This window comes from Flavobacterium pectinovorum (genome assembly GCF_900142715.1).
Classification (GTDB): Bacteria; Bacteroidota; Bacteroidia; order Flavobacteriales; family Flavobacteriaceae; genus Flavobacterium; species Flavobacterium pectinovorum.
In genome coordinates this window covers 436,248-448,520 of the sequence record NZ_FRBX01000005.1, presented here as the reverse complement: position 1 = coordinate 448,520, position 12,273 = coordinate 436,248, and the positions used below count along the sequence as shown (strand labels likewise).

At 31.7% G+C, this 12,273-nt stretch carries 7 protein-coding genes; 5 read left to right on the top strand and 2 right to left on the bottom strand.

From position 1 onward, the window contains the following. Window positions 1-1,125: 1,125 nt before the first annotated feature. On the bottom strand, window positions 1,126-2,127 hold the full coding sequence (locus BUE22_RS18740; protein ID WP_073397336.1) for an LLM class flavin-dependent oxidoreductase: 1,002 nt from the start codon (window positions 2,125-2,127) through the stop codon (window positions 1,126-1,128). A gap of 185 nt (window positions 2,128-2,312) precedes the next feature. On the opposite strand from BUE22_RS18740, the gene BUE22_RS18735 reads away from it, so the two are divergent. The 4 genes from BUE22_RS18735 (at window position 2,313) to BUE22_RS18720 (ending at window position 7,572) form a co-directional block, all read left to right on the top strand. Continuing rightward, window positions 2,313-2,828: a DUF2975 domain-containing protein gene (locus tag BUE22_RS18735; RefSeq protein ID WP_042564042.1), complete on the top strand. Its 516-nt coding sequence runs from the start codon at window positions 2,313-2,315 to the stop codon at window positions 2,826-2,828. Window positions 2,829-2,830: 2 nt separating this feature from the next. Continuing rightward, on the top strand, window positions 2,831-3,037 hold the full coding sequence (locus BUE22_RS18730; RefSeq protein WP_073397334.1) for a helix-turn-helix domain-containing protein: 207 nt from the start codon (window positions 2,831-2,833) through the stop codon (window positions 3,035-3,037). Between the two features lie 109 nt (window positions 3,038-3,146). Further along, window positions 3,147-4,028 (top strand): ABC transporter ATP-binding protein, encoded by an 882-nt coding sequence (locus BUE22_RS18725; protein ID WP_073397332.1) that lies wholly within the window; start codon window positions 3,147-3,149, stop codon window positions 4,026-4,028. Between the two features lie 4 nt (window positions 4,029-4,032). Further along, window positions 4,033-7,572 (top strand): ABC transporter permease/M1 family aminopeptidase, encoded by a 3,540-nt coding sequence (locus BUE22_RS18720; RefSeq protein ID WP_084540287.1) that lies wholly within the window; start codon window positions 4,033-4,035, stop codon window positions 7,570-7,572. A gap of 75 nt (window positions 7,573-7,647) precedes the next feature. On the opposite strand, the gene BUE22_RS18715 is transcribed toward BUE22_RS18720, so the two are convergent. Beyond that, window positions 7,648-9,621, bottom strand: coding sequence for a sigma 54-interacting response regulator (locus BUE22_RS18715; RefSeq protein WP_073397328.1), 1,974 nt, complete (start codon window positions 9,619-9,621; stop codon window positions 7,648-7,650). A 205-nt stretch (window positions 9,622-9,826) separates the two neighbouring features. Between BUE22_RS18715 and BUE22_RS18710 the strand changes: the two genes are divergently transcribed. Next, complete coding sequence (locus BUE22_RS18710; protein ID WP_084540285.1) at window positions 9,827-12,268, top strand: sensor histidine kinase; 2,442 nt, start codon at window positions 9,827-9,829, stop codon at window positions 12,266-12,268. Window positions 12,269-12,273 lie beyond the last annotated feature (5 nt).

The window sequence follows — 12,273 nt, the reverse complement described above, 5'->3', positions numbered from 1 at the left end:
TTAAGCCTGCCGCTAGCGTTCATCCTGAGCCAGGATCAAACTCTTCATCGTATATTGTTTGCTTAAATAAATCTAAGCTAATTATTATGCGATGATTCTCTATCGGTTCTTTTCAAATCTCTCGATTCCATTACTCTTATTCTTTTGTTTTGAAATCTCTTTCAAAACGGCTGTCAATTCAATATGTCTACGAACGTGTTTCAATTTTGTTTCGCTTGTGTTTCAAAGCGGGTGCAAAAGTAGAAAACTTATTTCTAACTGGCAAATGTTTTTTGAAGTTTTTTTAAAGAAATTTTAATTTCCTTTTTCCTCTTATTTACCAATCTGTCAATGAACTTTCCGTGTTTTGCGGGGTGCAAATGTAACTTCTGTTTTTAAATCTCACAAGCTTTTTTGAATCTTTTTTTGAAAAAAATTTTCTTTCCAAAATCCGTATGCCTGTCAGTATTTCTTAGAACGTCTGTCGCTGTTGCGGGTGCAAAAGTAGCACCTTTATTTACATTTACAAGCCTTTTTTTTATATAATTTTAATCTTTTTTCTAAATCACTGGTATAACGGTTTTTACAATGCAAAGTTTTTTTGATCGGATTGGGGTTTTGTGGATTTGTGCCGCTTTGTGTGGGTTTGGATGGGTTTGCCGCAAAGGCACTAAGGCCCCAAGATTTTTGTTTTTCTTCTTTTTATTGGAATGGAAAAGGCACAAAGCTGTATTTTGGGCTGGTTTTTGTTTCGCGCAAAGTCGCAAAGGCACTAAGTTTTCTTCTTTGTTCCTGAATTTTCCTCTCTTTATCCAAATGTTTTCTTGAAAACTAATGCCCTAGCCCCGATAGTAACGAAAATCCTTTTGTGCCGGGGTTCGGCACAAAAGATTGTAGTGCATAGCGGGAAATAGCTCCTTCTAAAAACTAAATTCCAAATTCTTCAAACTCCAAAATTCCAATTGGGCGATACTTCGGCTTCAGTTCAGCAGGATAAACTATACATATATAATTAAACAAGCTTCTCCTTATATATAGGTAGCAAAAAATAAACCCGACAAGTTTAAAAAATGTCGGGGTTAGGAAAGAGTAAATCTACTCTTTATATAATATGCAAAAATACACCTTATATATAGGTATGGATAATTAGTTTAAAGCATCAATTACTTCTTTAGTGATTTGGATGCTTTTTAGTTTTTTCTGATGATCAAAAATTGGGCTGGTTACCATTAGTTCATCAATTCTTGAATAGTCGATAAACTTTTTAAGATCTATTACCAGTTGTTCCTTATTTCCCGTAAAAGTACATGCCGTCATTTGATTGACATGAAAACGTTCTTCTTCGCTCATGATATCATCTAAAGACGGTACAGGTGGCTGTAGCCCTTTGCGATCGCCACGAATGAGATTTAGAAACATCTGATACAAACTTGTTGATAAAAATTCAGCTTCTTCATTTGTATCGGCTGCAATAATATTGACGCATGCCATTGTTTTTGGCTTATCTAAAGTGGCGGAAGCCTGGAAATTTTCACGATAAAACTCAAACGCCTGAATCATTTGGCGTGGTGCAAAATGCCCCGCAAAAGCATATGGTAATCCATAAGCCGCGGCAAGAGCTGCACTTTCCATACTTGAACCTAAAATCCAGATTGGAATATTTGCGCCTTCGGCCGGAAAAGCGCGCACTTTTGCTGTAGCATTTTCGACTGAAAAATAATCCTGAAGTTTGCTTACGTTTTGAGGAAAGCGCTGCGCCTGTTCAAAAAAGTCTTTTCTAATGGCTTCGGCGGTTGGCTGATCTGTTCCTGGCGCTCTTCCTAATCCTAAATCAATTCGGTTTGGATAAAGCGTTTCTAAGGTTCCAAATTGTTCGGCTACTACTAAAGGAGAATGATTTGGCAACATGATTCCGCCCGAGCCTACACGGATATTTTGAGTTTGTCCAGCAATATATCCTATTAAAACAACTGTTGCCGTACTTGCAACGTGTGCCATATTGTGATGTTCAGCTAGCCAAAAACGCTTGTAACCTAATTTATCTGCGAGTTGGGCTATGTCTTTTGTTTTTTGAAATGTTTCTGTCGCATTGCTATCCTGTGTGATGATAGCGAGTTCTAATATGGAGATTGAAATTGGGTTTTTCATGAAAATTTTTGATTTATACAAAATTAATTCATTTATAGAGATGTCTTTTCTTTTCTAGTGTTAATAGAATTATAATGTTTTCCTTGGAAGCAAAAACAATAACAAATAAGTATATTTCAATAATTAATTATTGTTTTACGATAATTAATTATATATTTGCAACAACAAAACTAATTTAAGCACAAATGAAAACCACTCACATTGTTTCTAAAATATTATTTTACGTAACACGATTTCTGGCTATTGTTTATTTTACATTATCAATTTATTCTTTACTTACTTTAAGTACCGGATGGTTTTTAAATTTTAAAGATGACGGAAAGTATTTCCAGATTTGTTATCCTTTTACGAATCATCCGCTAATGTTGGGCGATTACAATTTACCCTATATTATTTTTGATTTTTTGTCGCCTTTGAGTCTTTACGGACTTTTCTTTTTACTGATTAGCAATGTCTTTAAAGTGTTTTTTCAGCCTAAATTATTTACTCAAAATGGTATTAAACATTTAAGAAGATTTTATTTGGGCAATTTATTTTTACCTGGTACCATCATATTTATTTCTTCTATTTTTGTTTCACTAGATAATGAGATCTCAATATTTATTGTATTACATTTTATGTTGGGAATATTTGCTTATTTTTTAGCAGCTATTTTTAAACAGGGTTTAAACCTTCAGAACGAACAAGACTTATTTATATAATCATGCCGATAATTGTAAATATTGATGTAATGCTTGCTAAACGCAAGATGCAAAGTAAAGAGTTGGCTGAAAAACTAGGAATCACGCCTGCTAATTTATCGATTCTGAAAACCGGAAAAGCCAAAGGAATCAGATTTGATACTCTGGAAGCTATTTGTAAAATATTAGATTGCCAGCCGGGCGATATTTTAGAGTACGTAAGCGAATAAATCTTTTAAATCTTAACTAAAAAAAAATCGACTCTTGATGTCGACAGGGATTTTATTGCCTATTTTTTTCAAAATAATTATTTCAATCAATCATTAAATCAATCACAAAATGAACAGTTTATCAATCAAAAATCTCAGCAAAATGTATGAGAACGGCACGCAGGCTATAAACGACGTGTCACTGGAAATTACTAACGGAATGTTTGGCTTATTGGGGCCAAACGGAGCTGGAAAATCAACTTTAATGCGAACCATTGCGGCTTTACAGGAACCTACTTCGGGAATAATTGAATTTAACGGAATCAATATTCTTGAAAACCCAATGTTTATCAGAGAAAATCTAGGATATCTTCCTCAGGAATTTGGGGTTTATCCTAAGATTTCGGCTTATCGTTTGTTAGATCATTTAGCGATTTTGAAAGGAATCGTGAATAAACAGGAAAGAAATCATCAGATTCTGACTTTATTGCAGCAAACCAATTTATTGCAACACAAAGACAAAGCGGTTCACTCTTTTTCTGGCGGAATGCGTCAGCGATTTGGTATTTCACAGGCTTTACTGGGAAATCCGAAGATTATTATTGTCGATGAACCAACTGCGGGACTTGATCCTGAAGAAAGAAATCGATTCAATAATCTTTTAAGTGAAATTGGCGAAAGCATTATTGTGCTTTTGTCTACTCATATTGTTGAAGATGTTCGGGATTTGTGTACCAAAATGGCAATTATCTCAAACGGAAAATTGATTTTGGAAGGAAATCCAAATGAAACAATCGATTTATTGAAAGATAAAATCTGGATGAAAGCCATTCATAAATCTGAATTGGCAGAATATCAAACGCATTTTAATATTATATCCTCGCATTTGAATTCGGGTAAATTGAATATTCATGTTTTTTCGGATCAGCAGCCAGATTCTGGTTTCAACTTAATTTCGCCTGATTTAAGTGATGTTTATTTTAGTGTTTTATCAAATCAACTTAAAAAATAACGTTATGCTTTTAAAATTAATACAATTTGAATGGCATAACAATACCAGAAACTGGAGTTTTTATGCCACATTTTTAGTTTACTTAATCCTGGGATTTTTTATGAGTGCTTTTGCGAATTTTTCGTTTTCCGGCGCTTACAAAAACAGTCCTTATGTTTTGACCTATGCAATTGGTTTGATTTCTTTAACGACGATATTCTCGATAACACTTCAGGTTGCGCAGAATTTTCTAAAAGAATATGAAACCAAATTCGACTCCATTATCTTCACCACTCCTATTTCTAAGTTCAATTATCTAGGAAGTAAATTTATTGTCGCTTTTGGCATAACTGTTATTTCTTTTGGCATGTTTATTATCGGGATGATGATTGGTCATTTGATGCCCTGGCTTTCAAAAGATGAAATTGGGCCATTCTTTATTTTGAATTATTTTTGGCCGTATTTGGTTTTGGTGATTCCTAATATCGTATTGTGTCTTTCTATTTTAACGACTTTGGCTTGGTTAACCAGAAGTAAACTCTTTATTTATGTTGGCGGTTTTCTGATTTACATTTTATATATCGCAGGTTCGCTTTTCTCCAACTCTCCTATTTTTGCGAATGCTTCTCCTTCGTCTGCAGCGGCGATGTCTTTTGCGGCAAAAATAGATCCGTTTGGATTGGCGGCATTTTTAGAACAAACACGATATTGGACTTCAATTCAAAAGAATAATGATCTTCTGGAATTATCCGGTAATTTTTTATTGAATAGAATGCTATGGATAAATGTTTCCTTTCTTCTATTATTTCTTTCTTATAAATTATTTCCTTTCCGAAAAACGAAAACTAAAAAGGTAAAATCATTTAAGGTTTTAAAAATTGAATCTCTTTCATTTTCTACAGAAGCACCAAAAAATATCGAATTTAGAACTTTCAAACATAATTTTCTAGTTTTAAAAAGCTACATTAAAATGGATGTTTCCTTAATTTTAAAAGGAATTCCGTTTCTATTGATAGTTATTTTATTTTCAGGATTGCTTTTAATTGAAATTTCAGATGAGATTGATGGCGGAATCAGATTGGCACAAAATATTACGAATACAGCTTTGATGATTAGCACAATTATGGATCGTTTACCTTTTATTCTAATTATCATTTTGCTTTTTTATAGTAATGAATTGATAAACCGAAGTGAAACATCTCGATTTGAAATGTTGGAAAACACAACGCCTCATCAAAAAACGGTCGTTTTAACAGCAAAAATTATTTCATTTTTTACAATTCCGCTTATTATAATTGCTTTAAGTATTTTAATTGGTTGTGGTTTTCAAATCGTTGATGCCAATGCTCCTATAGAATTTGGACTTTATTTTTCGTTATTTTATTATTTAGGTTTGCCTATTTTATTGATTTCTGTTTTAATCGTTTTTATTCAAACTGTTATACCTAATAAATATTTAGGCCTTTCGGCAGCGGTTATTATTACGATTTTGATAAGTACCGGAATTGGGGAACAGTTAGGGATTTCGCATCCATTATTAAGGTTTGGAAATCCTTTTGAAAGAGAGTATTTTGATTTGAATGGTTTTGGAAAATATCCTATTTCGTTTCATGTTTCGATGTTGTACAATTTTGGACTGGCTTTAATTTTACTAATCTTAACTGGTGTTTTATGGAAAAGAAATACTTCCATCCTGAAATCATTTCGAAGACATTCGCTGAATTCACTTCAGAAAACAACTTTTACTTTGGCAATTCTTCTTTTTATTGGTTTTGGAAGTTTTCTGTTTTATAAAACCAATATTGAATATCCGTATTTAACTGAAGAAGATCACAACAATTGGAGCGAACAATATGAGTTACAATTTAAAAAATATATTGATTTACCTCAACCAACAATAACTTCCGTTAAAAGTGATGTTGCTTTGTTTCCTGCAGAAAATCGTTATGAAGTGTCTGGGAAATATCAATTGATTAATAATTCTGAAAAAGCAATTGATAGTTTACTCCTATATATAGATCGAAATTCAAAACTAACTTCAATCAAAATTCCGAATGCTGTAAAATTAAACGACGTTTCTCAATTCAATCATTATTGGTATCGTTTAGCAAAACCGCTTAAACCTCATCAAAAAATGGAAATTTCATTTTCATTTAAATCAGGCTGGTCGCCGTTTAAAGGTCATACTTCTTTTAATTCGGTTATAGAAAATGGTTCTTTTATGCGAATAAGTCGTTATTACCCAACTTTTGGTTATCAGGATGCGAATGAAATCAGCAGTAAAAAGGAACGTTTAAAAAGGTATTTGAAATCTCAAACTCCGCTAAAAAAACTCGAAGACAAAACAGTCAGTCCATACAATTTTATTGATTATGATGCTGTGGTTTCAACTTCTCAAAATCAAACGGCAATTGGTGTTGGTAATTTAATTGGAAAATGGACAAAAAACAATCGCAATTATTTTCATTATAAATCAAATGGGAAGATTCCGTTTCGGTTTGCTTTTTCTTCTGCTAAATATCAAATTCAAAAAACAAATTATAAAGGAGTTACAATTGAAGTATATTATGACAAAAGACATTTTAAAAATGTTTCGAAATTAATACAAGATGTAAAAAATACTTTAGATTATTGTCAAACCAACTTTGGAAAATATCCTTATAAAACAATCCGTTATGCCGAAGTTTCTGCTTTCGCCGATGGTTTTGCAGCAACTTCATATCCTTCGACGGTTTTTATGAAAGAGAATTTTGGTTTTTACAGCGACCTTTCCCATAAAGATAAGGAAGATGTTATCAATCAATTAACTGCACATGAGTTGTCGCACGAATGGTGGGGAAATGCACAAATTAGTCCGGAACAAAAAGAAGGCAGCTGGATTTTAACAGAAACACTAGCGCAATACACTGAACTAATGCTTTATGAAAAAGAACATGGTGTAGAAAAAGCTCTTGAAACTTTAAAAATTCATCTGGATTTGTATTTAAGCAGCCGAAGTTATGATCCGGAAACACCTCTTTATAAAACAAATTATGATACACCGCATTTACCTTATGATAAAGGAATGCTTGTAATGCATCAATTGCAAATGTTAATTGGAGAGAAAAAATTAAATCTTGCCTTAAAAAATTTTCTAAATCATTATAAATATCCAAACCAAATTCCTGATTCTGAAGATTTATTAAAAGAAATTCATTCGGTAACTGATCAAAAATTGCATTACAAATTAGATGAAATGTTTAAACAAATTATTACCTATTCATCAAATGTCGTTTCGGTTGAAAGCAATAAAAAGAATAATTTTTATGAAATTTCTTTTAAAGTAAATTCTAAAAAATATTCTGAGAATGCAACCGGAAAACGAAAACTGATTAAAAATGATTCTATAATAGATATTGGTGTTTACGATGAAAATGGTAAATTGTTTTCTTATCCTTTTTTAATAAAAAATAATGTAGTTAAAGGGAAAATTAAACTCAAAACCAAACCTCAACTTATTGTTGTTGATCCGTATTTAAAAAATACAGACACCTTTATTAAGGATAACGAAAAGGAAATTAACTAAAGTTTTTTGCCACAGATTAGATCTTATTTCACCAACTAAGTAGTAAAAATTTGCAAATCTGTGTCTGTTTTTATTCTAATTCATTTCTCTTTTAATTTCTAATTTCTTGATTTTTGAATTTAATGTCGATGGATGAATATCCAGGATTTCAGCAGCTCCGCCAATTCCGGATATTTTTCCATTGCATTTTTTCAGAATATATAAAATATAATCTCGCTCATTTTCTAAAATGGTTTTGATCGAAAATGATTCGCTTGCTTGTTCTGCATGCATTTTTGAAGATGTCGAAAATTCCATCTCTTTAATTGTGTTTCCGTCTGTCAGCAAAATAGCTCTTTGTATTACGTGTTCTAATTCACGAATGTTTCCCGGCCAATTGTAGTTTGTAATTTGCTGTAATGCAAAATCTGAAAGTAATGGAGATTTTCGTCCCATTTTTTCACTGTATACTTTTATAAAATGATTCGCTAATTCAGGAATATCTTCTTTTCGTTTTTTAAGCGACGGAACTATAATCGGAAAAACGTGCAGGCGATAATACAAATCCATTCTAAATCTTCCGGCAGCTACTTCTTCTTCCAAATTTTTATTGGTTGCAGCAATTATTCGAACATCTATTTTTATAGGCGATGCTCCTCCAATTCTTTCAATTTCTCTTTCCTGCAAAACGCGCAATAATTTTACCTGAAGTTCCATTGGCATTTCTCCTATTTCATCCAGAAAAATTGTTCCGCCATCGGCCAGTTCAAATTTACCAATTCGTTTATCCATCGCTCCGGTAAAAGCGCCTTTTTCATGGCCAAAAAGCAATGATTCGGCCAGATTTTCTGGAATTGCACCACAATTTATAATCACCAAAGGCTTATTTTTTCTTGGAGACAATGTATGAATACTTTGAGCGATCTTCTCTTTTCCTGTTCCACTTTCTCCTAAAACTAAAACTGAAGTGTCAGATGGTGCTACTTTTCGAATGTAATCAAAAACAGTAATCATTTGAGAACTATTTCCAATAATCCCTTCAAAACCAACTGATTTATTAATTGGTTTTATTTCTTTAATAATTGTTTCTTTTTGGTCTGAGTCTGAATTTGTTTTGGGATACATTTTAGTAATAAACTGAACAAATGTATTTTCAAGATTACTCAAAACTGCTATATTTTCGGGAGAATAAACATTAAAATTTCGACTGTAAAAAGTGAAATGAAATTTTTGAATTGCTGCAATTGAAAGAGGAAAAACCAAATAAGATTTAATTCCGAAATTATGCGCTATCAGACCTTTTATAGGCGCAACCTGAAAATTATTGATTAAAGATTCTTCACTATAAACAACAGGTTTTAAATCTATTTTTGATTTTTTATAAGTCTCGTCTAATTCTTTTATAGAAATATCTGCAATTTTTGAAAACTTTTCGGGATTAATAATCTGGTAATCATCTACATTTTTACGCATGACGCCAAGATTTGCATAATGCGTTGTATTTAAAAAACCAACTTCTAAATAATCAAAAGAGATAAAAGTCTGTACCACTTTTGCAAATGCCAACAAAGCATTTTCCCATTTAAGATTTAATTTTATAATTTCTGCAATATTATTCTGCAACTGAAACTGCTGCATTAATTGCGATTCTAAACTATATTCTTGACGATAAAAAGCAATTTCCAGTGTTGTTAAAACGTCCTGCTCACGAAATGGTTTTACGATAAAACCATAAGGTTGGGTAATTTTGGCCTGATCTAAAATACTTTTGCTTGAATTGGCAGATATATAAATGAAACTAATATGGTTTTCTTTTAAAATTTGAGCCAGTTCAATTCCGTTTCTGCTTCCTTTCAACATAATATCCACAAAAACCAAATCCGGTTTTTCCGTTTGAATTTGTTCCAAAGCCTGATCAACAGAACGCGAAATTCCGATTACTTCGTAATTTGCTTTTTCGAGAATTAACTGCAAATCATGAGCCTCAATAAATTGATCTTCAACAATTAAAATTCGCTTTTTTAAAGTAGGTTGAGATGAATTATTGGGAAACTCAGAAACCGTTTTCATAATTGTGGCATTTTTAGTGTTATAAACCTGTAATTTATTGGTATAAAATTAGTTAATTATTGCAAGTAAAATAACATTTTTACCAAATATAAATCATCAAAAACAACTTTAATGTGAATTTTCTTCATATTTTTTCACAAGACCACATGTCTTTTATTTTATATTTGTTTCCGAAAACTTCCAAAAAACTAATTCTCACCAAATTATGAAGCAATTCTATTCTCTCAATTTTTTATTCTTCATTATTCTTCCATCTTTGGCACAAAATTCACCTTCAGTCGCTAAATATGATTTAAAGAAAAAAAGATTGCTCATTCAGGCCAGCTCAATGTATTTGTATAATTCAAATCAAGGTGCAATAGATGCAGACAGCGCTGTTGTTTTGGCTTGTAAAGCTTATAAATTACCTGTTTCGTTAGCTTATGATGAAGGATTTAATGATGGCTCTTACCTGATTGGAAATGATTTAATTGAAAAGAGAAAAGTTAATGCAGTTAAAAAATTACTTCTAAAATCAAAAAATGAAGACCGAATTAAATTATTACTTCAACTAGGAAATTTTTATCTTTTTAAACCTGGTACAAAACCCGACGATTTACAAAATGCATTCTTGTATACAAAAGAATCATTTGATTTGAGTAATACACTTAAAATAAAAAAATGGCAACATCAAAGTTTACTCTTATTAGGTAAATATTATTTTCAGGCTAATAATCAGGCTGAAGGAAAAAAATGTTTTTTGCAGGTTATTACCCAATGCCGAAAACTAAATGATAAACCAGGTCTTGCTGATGCTCTGGATGCTTATGGAACTCTCTTATCCAACTTAGATCCTGAAAAAGAAAAAATTCTGCAAGAAACTGTTTCGCTTTATGCTTCTTTAGGATTAGAAGAAAAAAGGATCGAAAATTACATGAAAATTACAACCATTTATTTTTGGGGAGGAAAAATCAACGAAGCTAAAAAGAGACTCTACCAAAATTTGGCCGATCTGCGAAAAATTAACTTTGCACATCAGCAATTTGCAGAAACCACAATTGTTTATATTGAATTGTTTCAGCACAATATACAAACTGCTTTATATTATGCCTTAAAAAGTGTAAAAAGAATGGAAGCTGAAAAGGATTATACTTTTGGGGACGTCTTTTATATGCGCCTGGGCGATGTTTATAATCATTACGGTCATCATCAGGAAGCGTTGGACTTATACAAAAAAAGTATCGAAATCGGTCGGCAGACAATTAATACCGGTACTTGGTATAAAAGTTTTTTTAGTGCTGTAGCTGCTTTATCATTAAAAGGAAAAACTAAAGAAGCTGTTGATTACATCAATTCTATAACCGCAGAATTTCCTCCTAAAAGTACTTTTGATAAAATGTCTGTTGCTTACATAAAAGCTAATTGTTATGAAGTGCTGAAAGATTTTGCTAAAGCCGAAAAATATTTTAAAGAAACCGACTATTATGCAAAACAGCTAAAAGCGCCGGAAACTTTTAGAGAAGTTATTCATCAATATACAATAATGGCTTTGTTTTATATCAGAATCAATAAACCCGACAGCGCCAGGCATTATAAGGACAAAGTTTTTGCTCTTTCCAAGACTTATAATCAAAACTACAATTCAGAAGCTCTACAGCTTTTATTGTATAAAACAGATTCTATTGATGGTAACTATAAAGATGCTTTAGCACATTTTAAAAATTATAAAAAAATAAATGATTCTGTTCATGGAGTTGATAAAAACAAACAGATAGATGAACTTAAAATTCAATATGAAACGGCTAATAAAGAGCAAAAAATCATTTTTTTAAACGATCAGGATAAACTGCAAAAAAGCGAATTGCAAAAATCTAAACTTTTAAATAGTGTCTCGATCTGGAGCTTGATTTTATTACTTATTACAATTGGATTATTGTACAACAGATACCGATTAAAACAACGAAATCATGCAAAACTAGAACTTAAGGAAAAAGAAATCAATCAGAAAAATATAAATCTTAGGCATTTATTGGATGAAAAAGAATGGCTTCTGAAAGAAATTCATCATCGTGTAAAAAATAATCTTCAAACGGTTATCAGTCTTTTAAATTCGCAATCGGCATATTTGGATAATGATGTGGCTTTGTCGGCAATAAAAAATAGTCAGCACAGAATTCATTCGATGTCATTGATTCATCAAAAATTATATAATTCTGAAAATATTTCGACGATTAATATGCCGAATTATATTAGAGAACTGGTTGAATATCTAAAGGAATCTTTTTCGCTTGGGCAAAGAATCAGATTTGAATTAAAAATAGATCAACTGGAATTAGATGTAGCACAAGCCGTTCCGCTTGGACTTATTTTGAATGAATCCATTACCAATTCTATCAAATATGCGTTTCCTGATGAACGAAACGGGATGATTTATGTAACGCTTGAAGCAACAACTGAGAATCATTATTTACTAACAATTTCGGATAACGGAATTGGAATTGATACTGATTTTAGTGCCAAAAAACTAAATTCGTTTGGAATGAGTCTGATAAAAGGTTTAAGTGACGATTTAGAAGCCAAATTTTCGATGGAAAACAATAACGGAACTATTTTAAAAATTGAATTTTCACAAGAATTTCCAATGAATCAAAAAAGAAAAGTAATTTAAAACCT

Excerpts from the sequence above, each read along its gene's own strand:
- BUE22_RS18740 (WP_073397336.1), bottom strand. The coding sequence starts at position 2,127 with ATGAAAAACCCAATTTCAATCTCCATATTAGAACTCGCTATCATCACA.
- BUE22_RS18715 (WP_073397328.1), bottom strand. The coding sequence starts at position 9,621 with ATGAAAACGGTTTCTGAGTTTCCCAATAATTCATCTCAACCTACTTTA.
- BUE22_RS18710 (WP_084540285.1), top strand. The coding sequence starts at position 9,827 with ATGAAGCAATTCTATTCTCTCAATTTTTTATTCTTCATTATTCTTCCA.
- BUE22_RS18735 (WP_042564042.1), top strand. The coding sequence starts at position 2,313 with ATGAAAACCACTCACATTGTTTCTAAAATATTATTTTACGTAACACGA.
- BUE22_RS18720 (WP_084540287.1), top strand. The coding sequence starts at position 4,033 with ATGCTTTTAAAATTAATACAATTTGAATGGCATAACAATACCAGAAAC.
- BUE22_RS18725 (WP_073397332.1), top strand. The coding sequence starts at position 3,147 with ATGAACAGTTTATCAATCAAAAATCTCAGCAAAATGTATGAGAACGGC.
- BUE22_RS18730 (WP_073397334.1), top strand. The coding sequence starts at position 2,831 with ATGCCGATAATTGTAAATATTGATGTAATGCTTGCTAAACGCAAGATG.